The sequence below is a fragment of the Mesorhizobium sp. WSM4846 genome (genome assembly GCF_055811415.1).
In genome coordinates this window covers 101,696-123,344 of sequence record NZ_JBVVPZ010000008.1, presented here as the reverse complement: position 1 = coordinate 123,344, position 21,649 = coordinate 101,696, and the positions used below count along the sequence as shown (strand labels likewise).

Annotated in this window: 19 protein-coding genes; 17 read left to right on the top strand and 2 right to left on the bottom strand. The window is 62.3% G+C overall.

Features of this window, described 5'->3' with window-relative positions:
- Positions 1-78: 78 nt before the first annotated feature.
- The gene (locus AC0L15_RS10180; protein WP_287245918.1) at positions 79-1,113 is read left to right on the top strand and encodes an adenylate/guanylate cyclase domain-containing protein; all 1,035 of its coding nucleotides are present in this window, start codon (positions 79-81) and stop codon (positions 1,111-1,113) included.
- A 244-nt stretch (positions 1,114-1,357) separates the two neighbouring features.
- Here AC0L15_RS10180 and AC0L15_RS10175 read toward each other — a convergent pair whose 3' ends face one another.
- Positions 1,358-2,407 (bottom strand): LacI family transcriptional regulator, encoded by a 1,050-nt coding sequence (locus AC0L15_RS10175; RefSeq protein ID WP_287064757.1) that lies wholly within the window; start codon positions 2,405-2,407, stop codon positions 1,358-1,360.
- 386 nt (positions 2,408-2,793) lie between these two features.
- On the opposite strand from AC0L15_RS10175, the gene AC0L15_RS10170 reads away from it, so the two are divergent.
- The 8 genes from AC0L15_RS10170 (at position 2,794) to AC0L15_RS10135 (ending at position 10,907) form a co-directional block, all read left to right on the top strand.
- Positions 2,794-4,032, top strand: coding sequence for an ABC transporter substrate-binding protein (locus AC0L15_RS10170; RefSeq protein WP_287245919.1), 1,239 nt, complete (start codon positions 2,794-2,796; stop codon positions 4,030-4,032).
- Between the two features lie 111 nt (positions 4,033-4,143).
- Complete coding sequence (locus AC0L15_RS10165) at positions 4,144-5,037, top strand: carbohydrate ABC transporter permease (protein ID WP_287245920.1); 894 nt, start codon at positions 4,144-4,146, stop codon at positions 5,035-5,037.
- Positions 5,030-5,965, top strand: coding sequence for a carbohydrate ABC transporter permease (locus AC0L15_RS10160; protein ID WP_287245922.1), 936 nt, complete (start codon positions 5,030-5,032; stop codon positions 5,963-5,965). The genes AC0L15_RS10165 and AC0L15_RS10160 overlap by 8 nt, the downstream gene beginning before the upstream one ends.
- Before the next feature lie 2 nt (positions 5,966-5,967).
- The gene (locus AC0L15_RS10155; RefSeq protein ID WP_473496292.1) at positions 5,968-7,065 is read left to right on the top strand and encodes an ABC transporter ATP-binding protein; all 1,098 of its coding nucleotides are present in this window, start codon (positions 5,968-5,970) and stop codon (positions 7,063-7,065) included.
- A gap of 69 nt (positions 7,066-7,134) precedes the next feature.
- Positions 7,135-7,881 carry a sugar phosphate isomerase/epimerase family protein gene (locus AC0L15_RS10150; protein ID WP_287245926.1) on the top strand — a complete coding sequence of 249 codons (747 nt, stop codon included), beginning with the start codon at positions 7,135-7,137 and terminating at the stop codon, positions 7,879-7,881.
- 12 nt (positions 7,882-7,893) lie between these two features.
- Positions 7,894-9,057, top strand: coding sequence for a Gfo/Idh/MocA family protein (locus tag AC0L15_RS10145; RefSeq protein ID WP_287245928.1), 1,164 nt, complete (start codon positions 7,894-7,896; stop codon positions 9,055-9,057).
- Between the two features lie 125 nt (positions 9,058-9,182).
- The gene (gene mgrA / locus AC0L15_RS10140) at positions 9,183-10,229 is read left to right on the top strand and encodes an L-glyceraldehyde 3-phosphate reductase (RefSeq protein WP_287245930.1); all 1,047 of its coding nucleotides are present in this window, start codon (positions 9,183-9,185) and stop codon (positions 10,227-10,229) included.
- Between the two features lie 273 nt (positions 10,230-10,502).
- Positions 10,503-10,907 carry a Fur family transcriptional regulator gene (locus AC0L15_RS10135; RefSeq protein WP_023797411.1) on the top strand — a complete coding sequence of 135 codons (405 nt, stop codon included), beginning with the start codon at positions 10,503-10,505 and terminating at the stop codon, positions 10,905-10,907.
- Positions 10,908-11,161: 254 nt separating this feature from the next.
- Here AC0L15_RS10135 and polA read toward each other — a convergent pair whose 3' ends face one another.
- Positions 11,162-14,128, bottom strand: coding sequence for a DNA polymerase I (gene polA, locus AC0L15_RS10130; protein WP_287245931.1), 2,967 nt, complete (start codon positions 14,126-14,128; stop codon positions 11,162-11,164).
- Positions 14,129-14,532: 404 nt separating this feature from the next.
- Here polA and AC0L15_RS10125 point away from each other — a divergent pair, with 404 nt between their 5' ends.
- From AC0L15_RS10125 to AC0L15_RS10090, 8 genes are all read left to right on the top strand, one after another.
- Positions 14,533-15,918, top strand: a complete 1,386-nt coding sequence (locus AC0L15_RS10125; protein ID WP_473496291.1) for a M20/M25/M40 family metallo-hydrolase — start codon at positions 14,533-14,535, stop codon at positions 15,916-15,918.
- 110 nt (positions 15,919-16,028) lie between these two features.
- Complete coding sequence (locus tag AC0L15_RS10120) at positions 16,029-16,649, top strand: ribonuclease D (RefSeq protein ID WP_128184720.1); 621 nt, start codon at positions 16,029-16,031, stop codon at positions 16,647-16,649.
- Between the two features lie 51 nt (positions 16,650-16,700).
- Positions 16,701-16,949, top strand: coding sequence for a hypothetical protein (locus AC0L15_RS10115; protein WP_287285549.1), 249 nt, complete (start codon positions 16,701-16,703; stop codon positions 16,947-16,949).
- 105 nt (positions 16,950-17,054) lie between these two features.
- A complete protein-coding gene (locus AC0L15_RS10110; RefSeq protein ID WP_128184716.1) occupies positions 17,055-17,309 on the top strand; it encodes a GlsB/YeaQ/YmgE family stress response membrane protein in 255 nt (84 codons plus the stop codon).
- Positions 17,310-17,336: 27 nt separating this feature from the next.
- Positions 17,337-17,483 carry a hypothetical protein gene (locus tag AC0L15_RS10105; RefSeq protein ID WP_027153083.1) on the top strand — a complete coding sequence of 49 codons (147 nt, stop codon included), beginning with the start codon at positions 17,337-17,339 and terminating at the stop codon, positions 17,481-17,483.
- A gap of 203 nt (positions 17,484-17,686) precedes the next feature.
- Entirely contained in the window at positions 17,687-18,076 is a 390-nt protein-coding gene (locus AC0L15_RS10100) for a hypothetical protein (protein ID WP_027153082.1), read from the top strand.
- 452 nt (positions 18,077-18,528) lie between these two features.
- Positions 18,529-20,781: a transglycosylase domain-containing protein gene (locus AC0L15_RS10095; protein ID WP_287245936.1), complete on the top strand. Its 2,253-nt coding sequence runs from the start codon at positions 18,529-18,531 to the stop codon at positions 20,779-20,781.
- A gap of 104 nt (positions 20,782-20,885) precedes the next feature.
- The gene (locus tag AC0L15_RS10090; RefSeq protein ID WP_065010150.1) at positions 20,886-21,638 is read left to right on the top strand and encodes an SDR family NAD(P)-dependent oxidoreductase; all 753 of its coding nucleotides are present in this window, start codon (positions 20,886-20,888) and stop codon (positions 21,636-21,638) included.
- Positions 21,639-21,649 lie beyond the last annotated feature (11 nt).

The window sequence follows — 21,649 nt, the reverse complement described above, 5'->3', positions numbered from 1 at the left end:
GCCCAGGGCGAAACTGATGAAGTCACAACCGCGCCGGGCAACAGGCCGGGGGCCCGATCTCATCGAGCAGGATACGAAATGAACACTGGCCGGGACCGCTTTCGTCGCCCTTTGCAGTGGCTCCTCGCACCCATTGTGGGGGCAGTAGCGGGCTTGGCCTACGCGCTGATGTTCGACGTCGAGGCCCTGCACGCCGCAGTCAGGGGCGTGTTCATCGGAACTCCTATTCTGTTGTATGAGCGCGGCGTTATCTTGCGCCGATGGCGCAATGTGATCCGGCAAGCGGCAACGCCGGTCTTCGTCGTGGCTACGATCGCAACCTACGTATTGATGATCTTGATCGGCAACGCCGCCGCCGGCACAGCGCTTCACCATCTCCTCGGCTATATGAGCACCGCTCGCGAAGCCATGGTGATGTCGGAGTCCGGTCTTCTGTATTCACTCGGCGTCTCCACCCTCGTCGCATTCGTGTTGCGACTACGTGACCTTATCGGGCCAAGCCTGTTCACCAGCCTGCTTCTCGGTCGTTATCACCGTCCCATCAAGGAAGAGCGGATCTTTCTGTTCCTCGATGTCAGTGGCTCCACGCACTTCGCGGATCGGTACGGAGATCTGGAGACCCAGGCCTACCTCGGACAGATATTCAACGCACTTGCGTCGCCTGTTCGTCGCTCCCAAGGCTCTATTGACGACTACATCGGGGATATGGCGCTGGTCACCTGGCCCATGGATCGCGGCATGCGGGACGCCGCGTGTCTTCGTTGCGTCTTCGACTTCGCGGCGGTCTTAAGGGATCAGGCGGCGGCGTGGCAAGCGCGTTTCGGGCAGGTGCCGGAGTTTCGCGCCGTCCTGCATTGCGGCCCGGTCGTTACCGCTGAGATTGGCCTTGAGCGACACAAGATCGCGTATTTCGGCGATGTCATAAACACCACTGGCCGTCTGGAGTCGCTATCCAAGGCTCTCGGTGAACCCATTTTGGTCTCCGCAGATATTCTCGCCGGTATCCGTGTTCTCCCTCCACATGTCGTCGCGGAGAACCTCGGATTTCATGTGATTAGGGGCCGAGATGAACCGCTTCAGATCTCAGCCGTAAGGCTAGCATTGGGAAACTGATTGGAGTGGCGCCATCATTACTATCTCCGTGCATCCACCTATCTTCGATGCCCATTTTACGGCAGTCGCCGTCACCCCTGTCCGCTTTTGAATGTCCAGGTTCCGCAGCTGCCGGGTTCGTTCTCCGGCCCAAGGCTGCCAGTCAGCAGCGCGCATTTTGCAGCCAGTGGAATCACTTGGCGTCGCAGAAATGCGGCTAAGACAAATAGATGGAGATGCCCAGTTCAATTTGAACGTATCCGCTCTAGTCGGGACGGCGATAGGCCACAACCTCGCAAGGCATGCTCAGGCTCTGCAGAGAGCCAGGTGCCGCGCCGCCGATCCAGCCCAGCACTGAGCGGGCGAGCTCGGCGCCGGCCAGCCGGAAGTTCTCGTTGACCACCAGCAATTCCCTGCGAAACAGGTGCAGCAGGTCGGACGACTGCTTGGACACCACGTCGACGTCGCGGCCGAGCTTGAGCCCGGCGTCCTCGATGCCGGCGACGATGGCGAGTGTCGCCGCAGCGGCACTGCTGACGAAACCGTCAGGCCTGACGTCGCGGCGCATCAGCTGCGCGGTCCTCATCCTGATCTGCTCGATCGAGTGGTCGACCGAAACGGTGTTGAACGGGATCTCGCTGGAACCGACCTCGCTGAGCGCATCGGTGAAGCCGTTCAGCGTATGACTGTGGTAGGTCAGCTCGACTGGCGGCGCCAGCAGAGCCAGCCTGCGGCGGCCGATGCCGGCCAGGTGGCGGACAGCCTCGGTGGCGAACGCGTAGTTGTCGAAGTCATGATAGGGGTGGATCAGCCCCATGTCGGTGCGGCCATGCGTGGCAAAGGGGATGCCACGCTCGAGCATGTAACGGGCCCTGGGATCGTTCGGCTGGGTGCGCGAAATGATGATGCCGTCGGCGGAGCCGGTCTCCACGAGATAACGTATCGGATCCAGGGGATCCTGCGAGCGTGAATAGGGCGTGACGATCAGGTGATACGGTGTGTCGGCGATGACTTCCGAGACGCCGTAGATGATGTCCGAGACAAAGCTCATGATCTCGCGCTCGGTGTTGAGCACGAGGCTGATGACGTTGGTCTTGCCGGTCCGCAGCCGCACCCCGGCGCGGTTGGGACGGTAACCGATCTGCTTGGCGACGAGCTGGACGCGTCGCCTGGTCTCGGCGCCGATCTCGGGCGCGTCCTTCAGCGCCCGCGACACGGTGGTGACGCCCAGCCCGGTCATGAAGGCAAGCGTCTTCAATGTCGGCCTGCCCAGTGCCGAGGCCTCGTCGTCCTTTTCCGTCTGATCTCTGTCCATTCGTCCCGCCCGTCAGGCGCATAGCAGTTGCCGTGCAGGTCGGCAATCGGTGATGAACACCCTATATACTGAAACGTTACAGATTGTCACTTGCCATCGCGCAGCGGCCAATAAAAGCTAACCTGGAATGAGCGGCGCTCCATTCGACGCAAAGTCGGTGTGCGTCGGCAAGGACTTGCCCGCGAGCAAGGGTTTGCCGTCATTTCACGCATTGCAGCATCATTTTGCAGTGCAGCCCGGCTTGCTGCCGTGCAGTAGGCGGACATTGCGCGACGGGTTTGTTCGCGGCTCGAAAAATGCCGAGCTGCTCCTGTTCGGGGGTTGCGCGCTTCCAACAATTGCCGTATCGAAAATCTGTAACGTTTCAGATTCTGGGAGGAGCCGAAATGCGATACCATTTCATGACCGCTGCGTTGGCAGTGACAACCGCGCTGCCATTCGCCGGCCCGGCGGCAGCGTCGGATCTGGAAGTGACCCATTGGTGGACTTCAGGCGGCGAGGCGGCGGCGGTCGCCGAATTCGCCAAGGCGTTCGACGCGACAGGCAATCATTGGGTCGACGGCGCCATCGCCGGCTCCGGCGGCACGGCGCGGCCGATCATGATCAGCCGCATCACTGGCGGCGACCCTATGGGCGCCACCCAGTTCAACCACGGAAGGCAAGCGGAAGAATTGGTGCAGGCCGGTCTGATGCGCGATTTGACCGAGCTCGCCACCAGGGACAAGTGGGCGGAAATCGTCCAGCCGAAGAGCCTGCTCGACGGCTGTACCCTCGACGGCAAGATCTATTGCGTGCCGGTCAACATTCACTCCTGGCAGTGGCTGTGGCTGTCGAACGCAGCTTTCGAAAAGGCTGGTGTGCCGGTGCCGAAGAATTGGAATGAATATGTCGCGGCCGCCCCCGCGCTGGAGAAGGCAGGCATCATACCGCTGGCGGTCGGCGGGCAGCCCTGGCAATCCTCGGGCGCCTTCGACGTGCTGCTTACGGCGGTCGGCGGCACGGACGCTTTCTTGAAGGTCTATCGCGACAAGGATGCCGAATTCGCCGCCGGGCCCGAAGTCGCCAAGGTGTTCAAGGCCGCGGACGATGCCCGCAAGATGGCGAAGAACACCAATGTGCAGGACTGGAACCAGGCCACCAATCTCGTCATCTCCGGCAAGGCCGGCGGCCAGATCATGGGCGATTGGGCGCAGGGCGAGTTCCAGGTTGCCGGGCAGACCGCCGGCAAGGACTATACGTGCCTTCCCGGCCTTGGCCTGAACGAGGTCATCGCCACCGGCGGCGACGCCTTCTACTTCCCGCTGCTGCAGGACGCGGAAAAGTCCAAGGCGCAGGAAGCGCTGGCCGAAACGCTGCTCGATCCCAAGACGCAGGTCGCCTTCAATCTCAAGAAGGGCTCGCTGCCGGTGCGCGGCGATATCGACCTCAAGGCGGCGAACGACTGCATGAAGAAAGGGCTCGACATCCTGGCCAAGGGCAGCGTCATGCCCTGGACGGACCAACTGCTGTCGCAGGACACCCAAAAGCAGAAGGAGGACCTTTTCTCCGAGTTCTTCGCCAAGCCGGACATGACCGTGGAAGAGGCGCAAAAGCGCTTCGCCGACATCGTCGCCTCAGCGGACTGACGACTGACGAACCGCTCGCTCCCGGCCCGCCGCGGGGCCGGGAGCTCCGGGTCAAGCCTTGAACCTTGGCCCTGACCCTTCGGCCTTACCCGATCCATCCCGGCTTTGCAGATGAGCAAGAGCGAACGCCCAAACCAACTCTTCCGCAACCTTAACGCCAAGGTCGCCTCTGTTCCGATGGTCCTCACCGCACTGGTGATCTTCGTCGGCGGCAGCGCGTGGACGGTGCTCTATTCCTTCACCAATTCAAAACTGCTGCCGCGGCTGAACTTCGTCGGGCTCGACCAGTATTATCGGCTGTGGTCGACGCCGCGCTGGCTGGTCTCGATCGAGAACCTCCTGGTCTACGGCGTGCTGTCGCTGGTGTTCTCTCTGGTCATCGGCTTCATAATGGCGGCGCTGCTCGACCAGAAGATCCGCTTCGAGGACACGTTCCGCACCATCTTCCTCTATCCCTTCGCGCTCTCCTTCATCGTCACCGGTCTGGTCTGGCAGTGGCTGCTCAACCCGGAGTTCGGAATCCAGGGGGTGGTGCGCGGCCTCGGCTGGGAAAGCTTCAGCTTCGATCCGCTCTACAATTCCAACATCGTCATCTACGGCATCTTGATCGCCGCGCTCTGGCAAGGCACCGGGCTGATCATGTGCCTGATGCTGGCGGGCCTGCGCGGCATCGACGAGGATATCTGGAAGGCCGCGCGGGTGGATGGGATACCCACCCTGAAGACCTATCTGTTCATCATCATCCCGATGATGCGACCGGTCTTCATCACCGCGCTGGTCATCATCGCCGCCGGCATCGTCAAGGTCTATGACCTGGTTGTCGCCCAGACCAGCGGCGGTCCCGGCATCGCCTCCGAAGTGCCGGCCAAATATGTCTATGACTACATGTTCTTCGCCCAGAACCTCGGCCAGGGCTTCGCCGCCTCGACCATGATGCTGCTGTCGGTGGTGGTCGTCATCGTTCCCTGGGCCTATCTCGAATTCGGAGGCAAGAAGCGTGGCTGACCTCGCCGTTCCCCCGCCTGCCGGTACGGGCTCTATCGGGCTTGAGGCATCCGGGCCGCGAGGGCCGAAGCCGCGGCATGTGTTCTCGCGCCGCAACATCTTCCTTTACGGCACGCTGATCGTGGTGGCGCTGTATTATCTGCTGCCGCTCTATGTGATGGTGGTGACTTCGCTCAAGGGCATGCCGGAGATACGTCTCGGCAACATCTTTTCGCCGCCGCTCGAGATCACCTTCGAGCCTTGGGTGAAGGCCTGGTCCAGCGCCTGCACCGGCCTCAACTGCGACGGGCTGTCGCGCGGCTTCTGGAATTCGGTGCGCATCACCGTCCCGTCGGTCGTCCTGTCGATCGCGATCGCTTCGGTGAACGGCTACGCGCTTGCCAACTGGCGCTTCAAGGGAGCCGATACGTTCTTCGTCATCCTCATCGTCGGCGCCTTCATCCCCTATCAGGTGATGATCTATCCGATCGTCATCATCCTGCGCGAGATCGGCCTCTATGGCAGCCTGAGCGGCCTGGTGATCGTCCATTCCATTTTCGGCATGCCGATCCTGACGCTGTTGTTCCGCAACTATTTCACTTCCATGCCGGAGGAACTGTTCCGGGCGGCGCGCGTCGACGGCGCCGGCTTCTGGGGCATCTATTTCCGCATCATGCTGCCGATGTCGCTGCCGATCTTCGTCGTCGCCATCATCCTGCAGGTGACCGGCATCTGGAACGACTTCCTGTTCGGCGTCGTCTATACCCGCCCCGACACTTATCCGATGACGGTGCAGCTCAACAACATCGTCAACTCGGTGCAAGGCGTGAAGGAATACAACGTCAACATGGCCGCCACCATCCTGACCGGCCTGGTACCGCTCGTCGTCTACTTCGTTTCCGGCAAGCTTTTCGTGCGTGGCATCGCCGCCGGCGCGGTGAAAGGATGATGATGACAAGACTCGAAAATCCCAGCGTCTCAATCCAGGACCTGTCGCTAAATTTCGGCGCAATCTCGGTGCTGGAAACCCTCAACATCGACGTCGCCGAGGGCGAGTTCATCGTGCTGCTCGGGCCGTCCGGCTGCGGCAAGTCGACCCTGCTCAACTGCATCGCCGGTCTGCTCGACGTTTCGGACGGCCGCATCTTCATCAAGGGCAAGAACGTCACCTGGGAGGAGCCCAAGGACCGTGGCATCGGCATGGTGTTCCAGTCCTATGCGCTTTACCCGCAGATGACGGTGGAGAAGAACCTGTCCTTCGGGCTGCGCGTCGCCGGCATTCCCAGGGACGAGATCGCCAAGCGCATCGCACGGGCCGCCGAGATCCTGCAGATCGAGCCATTGCTGCAACGCAAGCCGTCGGCGCTTTCGGGCGGCCAGCGCCAGCGTGTGGCGATCGGGCGGGCGCTGGTGCGCGACGTCGACGTCTTCCTGTTCGACGAGCCGCTTTCCAATCTCGACGCCAAGCTGCGCGCCGAGCTGCGTGTCGAAATCAAACTGCTGCACAGCAAGCTGCAGAACACCATGATCTATGTCACCCACGACCAGATCGAGGCGATGACGCTGGCCGACCGCATCGCGGTGATGAAGGGCGGCGTCATCCAGCAGCTCGACGCCCCGCAGACCATCTACAACCGCCCGGTCAACCGTTTCGTCGCCGGCTTCCTCGGCTCGCCTGCGATGAATTTCCTCGACGGCAGGCTGGAGAAGGACGATGGCAACTGGCACTTCGTCGCCGAGGAGGTGCGGATCCCGCTTGCCACCTACGCTTTCGAAAAGGAGCCCGTGCGGGGAGCGGCGGTGTTCGGTATCCGGCCCGAGCATGTCGCGTTCAACAGCGGCTCCGGATGGCCGTTCACAGCCACGGCAAATGTCGTGGTCGTCGAACCCATGGGCTCCGACACGCTGGTCTGGCTGAAGCTCGCAAATCAGAATTTCACCGTGCGGGTGACATCTGAGCGCACGCCAAACAACGCCGACACCGTGAGCATCGGTTTTGACCCGATGCGCGCTTCACTGTTCGACGCTGCCACCGGCACCCGCCTGTAACACCCGCCTGTAATACCCCGGGAATTTCACCCTCAAGCACATCCATCCCCCAGAGAACGGACAGAGACGATGAATTGGTCATTCCAACTTTACAGCGCCCGCAATTTCCAGCCTTGGGCAGGGGTGCTCAAGATGCTGGGCGAGCTCGGCTACGCGCAAGTCGAAGGGTTCGGCGGCGTCTATAACGATCCCAAGGCTTTTCGTGCCGAACTCGACAGGAACGGCCTCGCCATGCCGACCGGCCATTTCTCGATCGATGCGCTCGAGAACGATTTCGACGGCGTGCGCAAAATCGCCGACGCGCTCGGCATCACGCTGCTCATCTGCCCCTATCTGGTCGCCGAGAGCAGGCCGACCGACACGGCCGGCTGGCGCAGCTTCGGCGCACGCCTGGCCAAGGTCGGCGAGACGGCTGAAAAGGCCGGCTACGGCTTTGCCTGGCACAACCATGATTTCGAGTTCAAGAAGCTTGCCGACGGTTCGGTGCCGCAGGACCATATTCTGGCGGCAGCGCCCGACATCGGCTGGGAGATGGACGTCGCCTGGGTGGTGCGCGGCGGCGACGATCCGCTGCCCTGGATCGAGAAGCATGGCAAACGCATCGCCGCCGTCCATGTCAAGGACATCGCCAAGCCCGGCGAGGGCCTCGACGAGGACGGCTGGTCGGATGTCGGCCACGGCACGATCGACTGGGCCGGTCTGATCCAGGCGCTGCGCGCCAAAAGCGCCGCCAAATACTACGTCATGGAACACGACAACCCCAACGACATCGAGCGCTTCGCCCGCCGCTCGATCGCAGCCGCCAAGACCTATTAGGAGCAAACCAGCATGGCAAAAAAACTTGGGGTCGGCGTCGTCGGCTGCGGCAACATTTCGAAGGCGTATTTCTCGTTTGCGCCTCTGTTTCGCGGCATCGAGATGCGCGCCTGCGCGGATATCAACATGGATGCAGCCAAGGCGCGGGCGAAGGAGTTCAAGCTGCGCGCCGAGACAGTCGAAGGGCTGCTCAAGGCCGACGACATCGACATCATCGTCAACCTCACCGTTCCGGCGGTACACTATGAGGTGTCGAAACAGATCCTCGATGCCGGCAAGCACGTCTATTCGGAAAAGCCGTTCGTGCTGTCGGTCAAGGAAGGGCTGGACCTGAAGAAACTGGCGGAGAAAGACGGACTGCGCATCGGCTCGGCGCCGGACACTTTCCTCGGTGGCGCGCACCAGCTTGCCCGCAACCTGATCGACACTGGCAGGCTCGGCAAGATCACCAGCGGCACATGCCATGTGATGAACCATGGGATGGAGCATTGGCACCCCAATCCGGACTTCTTCTTCCAGCCTGGCGCTGGGCCGGTGCTCGATATCGGACCCTATTACATCACCAACCTGATTCAGCTGATCGGGCCGGTGAAGCAGGTGGCAGCCTTCGCTTCGATCCCGAAGACGGAGCGTACGATCTCGTCCAAGCCTCGCGCCGGCGAAAAAGTCCTGGTCGCAACGCCGACGACGATCCACGGCGTGATGGAGTTCGAGAATGGCGCCGTGGTGACGCTCAATACCAGCTGGGACGTGTGGAGCCATGGCCATGCGCCGATGGAACTCTACGGCGAATTGGGCACGGTGTTTTTGCCGGATCCGAATTTCTTCGGCGGCGACGTTCGCTTCACCGATGCCGCCAAGCCGATCAAGAAGCTGCCAAAGTGGAAGCATCCATTCGGCGTGGCCAACCAGATGCATTCGCACGGCATGATGGCCAACTACCGCACCGCCGGTCTCGCCGACATGGCGCTGGCGATCACGGAAGGACGGCCGCATCGCTGCTCGATGGAACTGGCGCTGCATGCCGTCGATGTGATGACCGGCATGTTGCGGTCGGGCGCGAGCGGAAAGTTCGTTGCCATGCAGACCACCTGCGAACGGCCTGCGGCACTGGGCGTCAAGGATGCGGAAGGGCTGTTGGCGAAGAAGAATGGGCTCTTGGCGAAGAAGAAGTAACGCAAGCGCTTCAGCGATCCCTCTCCCCATAGGAACGGCGAGAGGCTAAGGGTGAGAGGCAGAGCCGACTCACCCTTTTTTCGCGGTGGCAACTGCCGGGCTCGCTTTTGATTTGAGGATATTCCATGCCCTATGTGCCCGCCGAAAACCGTTACGAGAACATGGTCTACAATCGCTGCGGGCGATCCGGCCTGAAATTGCCAGCGATCTCGCTCGGGCTCTGGCACAATTTCGGTGACGACACGCCGCACCGGACCAAGCAGGCGATCGCGCGCAAGGCCTTCGATCTCGGCATCACGCATTTCGACCTCGCCAACAATTACGGCCCGCCGCCCGGTTCGGCGGAGACGGCTTTCGGCGAAATCCTGCGGACGGATTTCTCCTCTTTTCGTGACGAGCTGATCATCTCGACCAAGGCCGGGTATGAGATGTGGGCCGGACCCTATGGCGAGTGGGGCGGGCGCAAATATGTGCTGGCCAGCCTCGACCAGAGCCTGAAGCGGATGGGCCTCGACTATGTCGACATCTTCTATTCGCACCGTTTCGATCCAGAAACGCCGCTGGAAGAAACGATGGGCGCGCTCGATCACGCGGTGCGCTCGGGCAAGGCGCTTTATGCCGGCATCTCCTCCTACAATTCGCAACGCACGCGCGAGGCCGCCGACATATTGAAGCAGCTCGGCACGCCCTGCATCATCCATCAGCCGAGCTATTCGATGCTCAACCGCTGGGTCGAGGACGATGGTCTGCTTGACACGCTGGAGGGGCTCGGCGTCGGCTCAATCGTGTTCACGCCGCTGGCGCAAGGCATGCTGACCGACAAATATCTCGGCGGCATCCCTGAGGGCAGCCGCGCCAGCCAGGGCAAGTCGCTGCGGCCGGCCTTCATCAACGACAAGACCATCGTCAACATCAAGGCGCTGAACGCCATCGCCGGCCGACGCGGCCAGACGCTGGCGCAGATGGCGCTGGCCTGGGTGCTGCGCAAGGGCCGGGTGACCTCGGCGCTGATCGGCGCCAGCCGGCCGGAACAGGTCCAGGATTGCGTCGGCGCGCTGAAGGCGCTCGATTTCAGCGATGCCGAACTCGCCGAAATCGATACCTACGCGCGCGAGGCCGACATCAATCTGTGGGCCGCCTCCGCTGAGCGGAAGGGTCCGCCACGGAAGTGACTGAGGGCAATCACTTCAGGTTGACATCGAAAATTGGTCTGAAGCGATTGCCTAGCAAGTGATTGGCAACGCATAGCCAAACAGGTGTGCGGAAACTGCTCCCGCTGGTTTCATGGACGCGCGCGCCAATGCCTCGGAGTTGGTCGGCTTCTGGGCCATGCCGACACAGAAACAGTAGCAAAAAGGCCGGTTCGTCGCTATCTGGAGAGAATTGAAGCCGCTTGCATGCGGAAAATGACGAGCAACCGGCGCAAACGGGTTGGAAACAGGATCATGGCGGCAAGGGATGTGCTGACGAAGAACCAGCTGTGCGTGCTCGAGAAACTCGAGGCCGCCAGCGGGCCGCTCAGCGCCTATACATTGCTCGACCAGCTTCGCGATCGGGGTTTTCGCGCACCGCTGCAGGTCTATCGGGCGCTCGACACGCTGGTGAAGTCCGGCTTCGTGCACCGGCTCGAAAGCCTCAATTCCTTTGTCGCCTGCGCCGAGCCGCACGACCACAGCCATTCGATGACCGCCTTTGCCATCTGCGACACATGCGGGCAGGTGACCGAATTTTCCGACCACGATGTCGGACACCGGCTCGACGAATGGGTGCGCTCGACCGGCTTCGCCGCCAAGAAGGCGGTGATCGAATTTCGCGGGACGTGTGCCAAATGCCTGGCCGAGGCGGCTTAAGGGCCGGTTGTGCCGTGACCTAGCGGTGGAAGCCGGAGGGACAGCGCCCCCCTCTGTCCTGCTGGACATCTCCCCCACACGGGGGGAGATCGGCCGTTATCCCGGCTTTCGCCAATCTCCAACGGAGCAAGATGGTTGCAGCGCCGAAGCTGCCAATCTCCCCCCTCGTGGGGGAGATGTCCGGCAGGACAGAGGGGGGCGCGAAGGATCGCTACAGATTGCAACTGGTCGGCCGCGGACATCCGCATGAGGCCCTAATGCGCCTCTTCCCAATTGTCGGCGGCGCGGGCGTCGACGTGCAGCGGCACCGACATCGACACGGCCGGCATCGCGGCGTTCTCCATCACATGACGCACGACGGGGATCGTCGCCTCGACCTCCGCTTCGGCCGTCTCGAAGACCAGTTCGTCATGCACTTGCAGCAGCATGCGGGCGGACAGCTTCGCCTTTTCCAGCGCTTCGTCCATGCGGATCATGGCGCGGCGGATGATGTCGGCCGCGGTGCCCTGCAGCCGGGCGTTGATCGAGGCGCGCTCGTTGAAGGCACGGACCGACGGGTTTGACGACCGTATCTCCGGGTAGTGGATGCGGCGGCCGAAGATCGTTTCGACATACCCGTATTCGCGGGCATAGGCCTTGGTCGCGTCGATATAATCGCGGATGCCGGGGAAGCGTTCGAAGTATTTCTTGATGTAGGCGCCGGCCTCTTCGCGCGGGATCGACAGCTGGTTGGCCAGGCCAAAGGCGGAAATGCCGTAGATGATGCCAAAATTGATCGCCTTGGCGCGGCGGCGTACCTCCGAGGGCATGCCCTCGACCGGCACGTTGAACATCTCCGAGGCGGTGATGGCGTGGATGTCGGCGCCGTCGGCAAACGCCTGCTTGAGCTGCGGGATCTCGGCGACATGGGCGAGCACGCGCAGCTCGATCTGGCTGTAGTCGGCCGAAACCAGCTTGTTGCCTCTGTCGGCGATGAACGCCGTCCTGATCTTTCGCCCCTCGACGGTGCGTACCGGAATGTTCTGCAAATTGGGATCGGAGGACGACAGCCGGCCCGTCGTCGTCGCGGCAAGCGCGTATGAGGTGTGGACGCGCTTCGTATCGGGATGGACGAAACCGGGCAGCGCATCGGTATAGGTCGATTTCAATTTGGTCAGCTGGCGCCAGTCGACGATCTTGCGCGGCAGTTCGTGGCCCTCGGCGGCGAGGTCTTCCAGGAGCTGCGCCGAGGTCGACCATTGGCCGGTCTTGGTCTTGGAGCCACCGGGCAGGCCCATCCTGCCGAACAGGATGTCGCCGAGCTGTTTTGGCGAGCCGATATTGATGCGCTCGCCGACGAGCTGGTAGATCTCGTCCTCCAGCCGGGCGGCGCCCTGTGCCAGCTCGCCTGAGAGCCGCGACAGGATCTGCCGGTCGACGGAGATGCCGCGCTGCTCCATTCTTGCCAGAACAGGCACCAGCGGCCGTTCCAGCCGCTCGTAGACCGAGACGAGGCCCTTGGCGGCAAGCCGCGGCTTCAGCACCCGCCAGAGCCTGAGCGTCACATCGGCGTGCTCCGCGGCATAGACGGTTGCCTTGTCGATGTCGACCTGGTCGAAGCCGACGAAGCTTCGTCCAGAGCCGGCCAGTTCCTTAAGGGCAATGGTCGAGTGGCCGAGCCACTTTTCCGACAGAGCCGCCATGCTGTGGCCGCCGGACGTGCCTGCGTCGAGCACGTAGGAAATCAGCATGGTGTCGTCGAAGGGGGCGATATCGATGCCGTGGCGGCTCATGACGACGATGTCGTATTTCAACTCCTGAACGATCTTGAGAACCGACCTGTCCTCCAGCAACGGCTTCAGGATGGCAAGCGCCTCACGGATCGGAATCTGGTTTTCGACCACTCCGCCGCCGAGCAGGTCGCCATTGCCGCGTTTGTGGGCGAGCGGCACATAGGCGGCGCGACCGGGTGCAGTGGCTATGGACAGGCCGATCAACTCGGCCTGCATCGGATCGGCTGAATTGGTCTCCGTGTCGAAGCCGACGATGCCGGCCTCCATCGCCACGGCCACCCATGCCTTCAACACTTCAGTGTCGCGGATGGAGACGTAGGCGCTGGTGTCGATCTTGCTGGCGGTGGCGTCCTCGAAGCGAAGCGCCGAGAGAAGCGATGGGGTGTCGCCTTGCTTGGGTTCCACCTTGATGGTGGCCGGCACCGCTTCCCCGGCTTCGTCTGTCACTGCGCCTGCCGCGCTTTCGGCGGCGCCCGGCACGCCAAACCCCATATCGGGTCCATGCGCGGTGTCGGCGCGCTCGATAATGATGGGAACGGGTTTGACGTCAGCCGCTTCTGTTCCGGTCGCTTCCGCCACGCGGCGGGTCAGCGAGGAGAATTCCATCGTCTTGAGGAAGCCGATCAGCCTTGGTCCGTCGGGCGGGTGCAACACGAAATCATCGAGCCCGCTGATCCCCGGCACGTCGTTCTTCAGCGTCACCAGTTCACGCGAGATGCGCGCCTTGTCGGCATTGGCGATGATCGATTCGCGGCGCTTGTCCTGCTTGATCTCGGTGGCACGGGCGAGCAGCGTATCAAGATCGCCGAACTGTTCCAGCAATTGCGCCGCCGTCTTCGGCCCGATGCCGGGCACGCCCGGCACATTATCGACCGAATCGCCGGTCAGCGCCTGCAGGTCGATCATTTTTTCCGGCGGCACGCCCCATTTCTCGATTACCTCGGGAACGCCGATCTGGCGGTCCTTCATCGGGTCGTACATGGCGACCGAAGGGCCGACCAGCTGCATCAGATCCTTGTCGGAGGAGATGATGGTGGTGTCGGCGCCGGCTTCGCAGGCAAGCCGGCAATAGGTGGCGATCAGGTCGTCGGCCTCGTAGCCTTCCGTCTCGAGGCAGGGCAGGTTGAAGGCCCTGGTCGCCTGGCGGATCAGGCCGAACTGCGGGATCAGATCTTCCGGCGGTGCCGAGCGGTTGGCCTTGTATTCGGGGTAGAGATCGTTGCGGAAGGTTTTCGACGAATAGTCGAAGATGACGGCGAAATGCGTCGGCACGATGCCGACATCGGTGTTGCGGGCGTCCTGCGTCAGCTTCCACACCATGTTGCAGAAGCCGAGCACGGCACTGGTCGGCAGCCCATCGGATTTGCGGGTCAGTGGCGGTAGCGCGTGATAGGCACGGAAGATGTAGCCGGAGCCGTCGACAAGGAAGAGATGATCGCCTTTTTTCATGGGACGAAGGGATAGCGCGGCGCGGCGTCGTGGTCCATGCCAAAGGCGGCCTCAACCACCGGTTCCGGCAACATCCCTGACACGTCGATCCGATCACGGCTATGTTACGAAAGTGTAATCTTCGTGCCCTTGAATCGCCACGTTCGGAGACACAGATAAATGCCATCGGCATTTTTCGCCGAGGTCCGGAGCAAGGCCCGTCCCCCGCCTATCCCGGACACTTGCGGCAGCCTATCCCCCCTCTCCGGGCTGCCGCATCGTTTCGAGTAAAGGCCGCCGTGGTTCCCCCTCCACCACGGCGGCATTTTTTTGCCTTTCGGTGCCCGTGGTCCAACGACCGCCGGCTTTTCGTTTCTGCCGCGCAGCTTTAGGGTTGCCGCTCAGAATCGAAAGGCTTTATAAAAATGTCCAGAATTTCTCCCGTCCTCGACCGCCTCGACAAAAATCTCGACGAGAGCCTGGAGCGCCTGTTTGGCCTGCTCAGGATCAAGTCGATCTCCACCGATCCATCCTATGCCGCAGACTGCCGCAAGGCGGCAGAATGGCTGGTGGCCGAGCTCAGACTGATCGGCTTCGACGCCAGCGTGCGTGACACGCCAGGCCATCCGATGGTGGTGGCGCACCATGACGGGCCGGCGGGCGCGCCGCATGTCCTGTTCTATGGCCATTACGACGTGCAGCCGGTCGACCCGATCGAGCTTTGGGAAAGCGATCCGTTCGCGCCTTCGGTAAAGCAGATCGAGCCCGGCCGCCAGGTGATCGCGGGACGTGGTTCGGCCGACGACAAGGGGCAGTTGATGACCTTCGTCGAGGCTTGCCGCGCCTGGAAGCAGGTGCATGGCGGGCTGCCGTGCCGCATCACAATTCTGTTCGAGGGCGAGGAGGAGTCCGGCTCGCCATCGCTGAAGCCGTTCCTCGAGGCAAATGCGGCCGAACTCAAGGCCGACTTCGCGCTTGTCTGCGACACCGGCATGTGGGACCGCGAAACACCGTCCATCTGCGTCGCGCTGCGCGGGTTGGTGGGCGAGGAGATCACGGTGAAAGCCGCCGACCGCGACCTGCATTCCGGTCTCTACGGCGGTGCTGCCGCCAATCCGATTCGCATCCTGGCCAAGATCCTGGCCGACATCCACGACAAGGACGGCCGCGTCACCATTCCCGGTTTCTATGACGGTGTCGAGGAGACGCCTTCGCAGATCCTGAAGTCGTGGGAGGCGCTCGGCGAGACCGCTGAGACGTTCCTTGGGCCCGTCGGCCTGTCGATCCCTCCCGGCGAACACGGCCGCTCGGTGCTCGAACTCACCTGGGCGCGGCCGACTGCCGAGTTCAACGGCATTATAGGTGGCTATACCGGCAAAGGGTTCAAGACGGTGATCGCGGCGGAAGCCTCGGCAAAAGTGTCTTTCCGCCTCGTCCACAAGCAGAACCCGGAAAAGATCCGCGCCGCTTTCCAGGCCTTCGTCAGGGAGCGCATCCCGGCCGACTGCTCAGTCGATTTCCACCCGCATGGCGGCTCGCCGGCGATCCAGCTTTCCTACGACTCGCCATTTCTCGCCAAGGCGAAGGACGCGCTGTCCGACGAGTGGCCGAAGCCGGCGGTGACCACGGGAAGCGGCGGCTCGATCCCGGTGGTCGGCGATTTCCAGACTTATCTCGGCATCGAATCCTTGCTTGTCGGTTTCGGGCTCGACGATGACCGCATCCATTCGCCGAACGAGAAATACGAGATGAGTTCCTTCCACAAGGGCCAGCGCTCGTGGGCGCGCATTCTCGACGCGCTGACACGCTGAGAGGGCCAGACTGCAACTTTCTGTTGATTTTTCATCGGATCGCGGCGAGGACGGGATAGAGCGACGCGCGCCCAGTTGGACGCACGAATGGGCCGCGACCGGAGAAGACGATGAGCGATATCCGCTTCCACAAGAACGACCTGCCCGGGCTCTTGCACTACGACGTCGGGGCGGTCGCCATCGACACGGAGACGCTGGGGCTCAATCCGCATCGCGACCGGCTTTGCGTGGTGCAGATCTCGCCGGGCGACGGTTCCGCCGACGTCATCCAGATCGCGCCCGGCCAGAAGAAGGCGCCAAACCTCGTCAGCCTGCTCAGGAACCGCAGCATAACCAAGCTGTTCCATTTCGGCCGTTTCGATCTCGCCGTCCTCTACAACGCCTTCGGCGTCATGCCAGAGCCGGTGTTTTGCACCAAGATCGCCTCGCGGCTGACCCGAACCTACACCGACCGGCACGGGCTGAAGGACATTTGTTTTGAGCTTCTCGGCGTCAGCCTGTCGAAGGCGCAGCAATCGTCGGACTGGGCGGCGGAGACGCTGTCGCCCGAACAACTCGAATACGCAGCCTCCGACGTGCTTTACCTGCACCAGCTGCGCGATGTGCTGACGATGCGGCTGGCGCGCGACAACCGGAGCAAGGAGGCCGAGGCCTGCTTCCGCTTCCTGCCGACGCGTGCGAAACTCGACCTGATGGGCTGGGATGAGGCAGACATCTTCGCCCACAGCTAAGTGGAACCAGGTGTTCGCCTCGACGTTCTTTCGATCGATAGAGGGGATGAAATGGCTGCCAGAAAACCAATCGAAACAGCACCCAGGGATGGCTCCAAGGTCACCGTCTACTGGAAGGACAGCGACGGGGTGATGAACGAATCCATCGCGCAGTACAGGTCGCTCGACCGGCTGAAAGCGGCCGGCGGCGACTGGGACGAGAACGACACCGGCTGGTGGGCCTATACGGACGGTCATACGCAAAGAAAGATCGAGCCGATCAGCTGGCGGCCTTCATCCGGGGATGACGACGGCGAATGACGCCGCTGGCGGCGCCGGTTTCTTTCCAATAGGTTGGACCTGTTGCAATCGGAGGTCGATTCGGAGCTTTCTGCTCCGCGACCATTCGCGCGGGAGGGATCTGCAATGGGTACTGAGAGCCTGCTTGTCTTCATCATCATCGGCGCCATTGCCGGCTGGCTCGCCGGCTTGATCGTCAAGGGTTTCGGCCTCGGCCTGATCGGCAATATCGTCGTCGGCATCGTCGGCGCCTTGATAGCCGGCTTGCTCTTCCCAAGGCTGGGATTCGCCATAGGCGGTGGCATATTTGCCTCCATTATCCACGCCACGATCGGCGCGGTGATCCTGCTCGTGCTGATCAAGCTGGTGAAGCAGGCCTGATCCTGCGAAGCACATCAAGGGCGCGCCATGAAACAGAACATGCTCTATCTCGTCATCGGCGCGCTCGTCGTCGTGGTCATCGCGCTCGGCATCTATGTCTATCGCGAGCAAACCAGGCCGGAGGGCGTGGAACTCAAGATCGACGACAAGGGAATATCGATCCAGCGGAATTGAGCGGGTGTGGGTTGGCGCGCCAAAGGAGCCGATGACCCCCATCAGGCCGAAAATTGACGATAAGGCAGGGGCCGCTCCATCCTTCGATGCACCCAAAGAGAAGCCAAGCTGGATATGGAATGAGAGTGACGTATCGACACATTCGCGGTATGATCTTGGTACAGGGAGTTTGGGGCCAACCCGCCTACTATTAGGAGGTTGCCATGAGGCACCAAACACTGGACCAACTGCATACGGTGGCAAAGGTACACAGAGACCCAACGCCTCCTGCAATGGACCGAACCCAGCGTCTCGAACGTTGGTCAAAACTTCTTGAACGGCAGCCCAACCGACTCCTCACCGCACTTATCGGGACCGAATATCGTTCGTCACCCGAGCGCGAAATTATGCGTAGCGAAGGCTCGCCAATATCGGTTGCCTTCGAGGATTCGATCCTGCGCGATGAGGGGCTGAAAGACGATACTTATGGCGAAGCAAAGCGTTTCTTCGAATTGACCGACAATGAGCTCCACGAAATTGTCTGCTACTGCCATGTGGGCGAGACGATGCAATCATCCTGGGCAGCGCTTTCCGTTCGTGCTGCGATTGGCTAACGCATGATCCCCCAGTGCGCGTGACTTTGGTGACAAGGTCATGCGTAGATTCAATGGTTTAGAGCGCGATCGAACGCACTTTACCGATCGCGCTCTAATGACGAGCATAGATTGCGGCAACCTTGCTATGGGCGGTCCGCGCCGAACGACTGCGGCTGGGCAGTTGATGCCGAAATGCGAGAACGCCCGCCGTCTCGCGATAGACGCCATTGTTGCCGACCGCCAGGAGCAGGGAACGGAGCGGTGACGTGCCGTAACGCATTGAATTAACTTTGAACCATTTAACCCGCCCTTAAATCGCCGCATCTACTCTTCACCCGGAACGCCATGGAGCGACGTGCGTCCGTTCGGACGCACGCTCTAAGACTTTGAAGCTTCGCATCGGCTTTTTCCGAAAATCGATTCCGATTTTCAGGCCGATGCGACAGGCATCGGGACAGACAGCACAGCGCATGGCGAACCGCAGAGACAGCCGCATCGAACCGAGCTTCGAGGGACCGCCGCGGGCGAAATCCTCGGCCGGTTTTTCGGTGAGCGAGGAGGATCGCGTCGTGCCGAGCAACCGCAACACCTCTGCAAAGCGCCAATCGGCCAGGACAAAAGCGTCGCGTCGCGGGCGCGGCAAAAGCCGGCGCGGCCTGTTCGGCGTGCTCGGCCGGCTGGCCTACTGGTGCTTCGTGCTGGCCATCTGGGGCGGCATCGCCGCCGCCGGCATCGTCGTCTATTACGGCGCGAAAATGCCGGCGGCCACAACCTGGGCCATCCCCGACCGCGCGCCCAATATCAGGATCGTCTCGGTCGACGGAAAACTGCTCGCCAATCGCGGCATGAGCGGCGGCGAAGCCGTCGGCCTGCATGAAATGTCGACCTATATTCCCGAGGCCGTCATCGCCATCGAAGATCGCCGCTTCTATTCGCATTTGGGCATCGACCCGATCGGTCTGTCCAGAGCCATGGTGGCCAACGTTGTCGGCGGGCGTTTTTCGCAGGGCGGCTCGACACTGACCCAGCAATTGGCGAAAAACCTGTTCCTGGCGCCCGACCGCACGCTGGAACGCAAGGTGCAGGAAGTGCTTCTGGCGCTGTGGCTCGAGCACAAGCACACCAAGGACCAGATCCTCGAGATGTATCTCAACCGGGTCTATTTCGGCTCTGGCGCCTATGGTGTCGAGGCGGCTTCGCGCCGCTATTTCGGCAAGAGCGCGCGCGACGTCACGCTGCCCGAAGCCGCACTCCTCGCCGGCCTGTTGAAAGCGCCGTCGCGACTGTCTCCGGCGCGTGACCCGAAGGCCGCCGAGCGGCGCTCGCAGCTTGTTCTCACCGCCATGCGCGACGAAGGCAAGATCAGCGCCAAGGAACTGACCACGGCGATGAGCGCGCCGGCGTCGCGGGTGGCATCCTACTGGACGGGCTCGGAAAACTACGTCGCCGACGCCATCGTGGAAGAACTGCCCGACCTGATCGGCGACGTGCGCGGCGACATCATCGTCGACACCACCGTCGACCTGACGCTGCAGAAGCTCGCCGAACAATCGATCCGCCGACTGATCGACGGCAGCGGCAAAAAGCTCAATGCCAGCCAGGGCGTGCTGGTGTCGATCGACAATTCCGGCGCGGTACGCGCCATGGTCGGCGGCTATGATTATTCGACGAGCCAGTTCGATCGCGCCTCGGAGGCGCGCCGCCAGCCCGGCTCGGCGTTCAAGCCCTTTGTTTACATGGCGGCGCTGGAAGCCGGCCGCACGCCCGACAGCGTGCGCAATGACGCGCCGATCAAAATTGGCAAATGGACGCCCACCAACTACGGCGGCAAGTATTTCGGCAAGGTGACGCTGGCGACGGCGCTGGCGAAGTCGCTGAACTCGGTGGCCGCCCAGTTGACCATGGAAGTCGGGCCTGACGCGGTCGTCGAGGCGGCGCATCGCATGGGTGTCCAGTCCGACCTCACGGCCAACACCTCGATCGCGCTCGGCACCTCCGAAGTGACACCGCTGGAACTGACGTCGGCCTATGTCCCCTTCGCCAATGGCGGCTACCGGCCGGATGTCCATTTCATCCGCCGGGTGACGACAGCCGGCGGCAAGGTGCTCTACGACAACAATGGCGGCGCCCCGCGCGTCATCAAGCCCGAGATCGTCGGCATGATGAACTCTATGATGATGGGCACAGTTGAAATCGGCACTGCCAGGAAGGCGGCCTTTGCCTGGCCGGCCGCCGGCAAGACCGGCACCAGCCAGAATTCGCGCGACGCCTGGTTCATCGGCTATACCGCCAATCTCACCACCGGAGTCTGGTTCGGCAATGACGATGGCGGTCCGATGAAGAAGGTTACCGGCGGCGCGCTGCCGGCGCAGGCCTGGCATGAGTTCATGGTCGCCGCGCACGAAGGCGTGCCGGTGCGGCCGCTGCCTGGAACATGGAGGTCGACGCCTGCCGATACGATCGTGCAGGACGAATTACCGCCCAACACGGCGCAACCGGCGCCGGTGCCGTCCGCTTCGGTCAGCCAATCCGCGCCGTCCGCTCAAAAAGCGTCGCCGCCTCGCGCCGTGCGTCCCGCCGAAACGGTCGATGCCGGCGGCTTCGGCATGCCGGGCGGTGGCGGCACCACCGCATCGATCAAGCGCCCGGTGCCGCCCGCCGACGTCGGCGGCCCGGTCAAGAAGCGGCAGACCTCGATCATCGACATCCTCACCGGCGGCTGACCCCCTCGTCATCGCTGCCGTGTTCCGCTACATCTGCGGTTTAAAAGTGCTAGAGCGTACTTTGTGCGTCCAAAGGGACGCACGTCGCCCTAGAGAGATCGCGAATGGCTGAGACCGACACCAGAAAGACCATCGTGTTGACCGGCGCCAGCCGCGGCATCGGCCACGCCACGGTCAAGCGCTTTTCGCGCGAAGGCTGGCGCGTCATCACCTGCTCGCGCCAGGCCTTTGCCGACGACTGCCCGTGGCCGGCCGGTCCGGAGGACCATATCAAGGTCGATCTCGCCGACCAGGAGGATGTCGGCATCGCTATCTCGGAGATCCGCCATCGGCTGGAGGCGCATGGCGGCCAGCTCCATGCGCTGGTCAACAATGCCGGCATCTCGCCGAAGCTCAAGGACGGCAACAGCCGCATGAATTCGATCGACACGCCGATGCATGTCTGGCGCGACGTGTTCCAGGTCAACTTCTTCGCACCGATCATGCTGGCGCGGGGATTGTTCAGGGAATTGGCGTCGGCCAAAGGCTCGATCGTCAACGTCACCTCGATCGCCGGTACCCGCGTGCACCCCTTCGCCGGCACCGCCTATGCGACGTCGAAGGCCGCGCTCGGCTCGCTGACGCGCGAAATGGCGCATGATTTCGGCCCGCACGGCATCCGCGTCAACGCCATCGCACCCGGCGAGATCGACACGGCGATCCTGTCACCGGGCACGGAAAAGATCGTCGAGACGATTCCGCTGCGGCGGCTGGGAACCACGGCCGAAGTCGCCGACATCATATTCTTCCTGTGCTCGCAGCAGGCTTCCTATGTGACGGGCTCGGAAATCCACATCAATGGCGGCCAGCACGTGTGAGCTTTTTCACC

Coding starts and splice junctions, on each gene's coding strand:
- AC0L15_RS10180 (WP_287245918.1), top strand. CDS start 79: ATGAACACTGGCCGGGACCGCTTTCGTCGCCCTTTGCAGTGGCTCCTC.
- AC0L15_RS10175 (WP_287064757.1), bottom strand. CDS start 2,407: ATGGACAGAGATCAGACGGAAAAGGACGACGAGGCCTCGGCACTGGGC.
- AC0L15_RS10170 (WP_287245919.1), top strand. CDS start 2,794: ATGCGATACCATTTCATGACCGCTGCGTTGGCAGTGACAACCGCGCTG.
- AC0L15_RS10165 (WP_287245920.1), top strand. CDS start 4,144: ATGAGCAAGAGCGAACGCCCAAACCAACTCTTCCGCAACCTTAACGCC.
- AC0L15_RS10155 (WP_473496292.1), top strand. CDS start 5,968: ATGACAAGACTCGAAAATCCCAGCGTCTCAATCCAGGACCTGTCGCTA.
- AC0L15_RS10150 (WP_287245926.1), top strand. CDS start 7,135: ATGAATTGGTCATTCCAACTTTACAGCGCCCGCAATTTCCAGCCTTGG.
- AC0L15_RS10145 (WP_287245928.1), top strand. CDS start 7,894: ATGGCAAAAAAACTTGGGGTCGGCGTCGTCGGCTGCGGCAACATTTCG.
- mgrA (WP_287245930.1), top strand. CDS start 9,183: ATGCCCTATGTGCCCGCCGAAAACCGTTACGAGAACATGGTCTACAAT.
- AC0L15_RS10135 (WP_023797411.1), top strand. CDS start 10,503: ATGGCGGCAAGGGATGTGCTGACGAAGAACCAGCTGTGCGTGCTCGAG.
- polA (WP_287245931.1), bottom strand. CDS start 14,128: ATGAAAAAAGGCGATCATCTCTTCCTTGTCGACGGCTCCGGCTACATC.
- AC0L15_RS10125 (WP_473496291.1), top strand. CDS start 14,533: ATGTCCAGAATTTCTCCCGTCCTCGACCGCCTCGACAAAAATCTCGAC.
- AC0L15_RS10120 (WP_128184720.1), top strand. CDS start 16,029: ATGAGCGATATCCGCTTCCACAAGAACGACCTGCCCGGGCTCTTGCAC.
- AC0L15_RS10115 (WP_287285549.1), top strand. CDS start 16,701: ATGGCTGCCAGAAAACCAATCGAAACAGCACCCAGGGATGGCTCCAAG.
- AC0L15_RS10110 (WP_128184716.1), top strand. CDS start 17,055: ATGGGTACTGAGAGCCTGCTTGTCTTCATCATCATCGGCGCCATTGCC.
- AC0L15_RS10105 (WP_027153083.1), top strand. CDS start 17,337: ATGAAACAGAACATGCTCTATCTCGTCATCGGCGCGCTCGTCGTCGTG.
- AC0L15_RS10100 (WP_027153082.1), top strand. CDS start 17,687: ATGAGGCACCAAACACTGGACCAACTGCATACGGTGGCAAAGGTACAC.
- AC0L15_RS10095 (WP_287245936.1), top strand. CDS start 18,529: ATGGCGAACCGCAGAGACAGCCGCATCGAACCGAGCTTCGAGGGACCG.
- AC0L15_RS10090 (WP_065010150.1), top strand. CDS start 20,886: ATGGCTGAGACCGACACCAGAAAGACCATCGTGTTGACCGGCGCCAGC.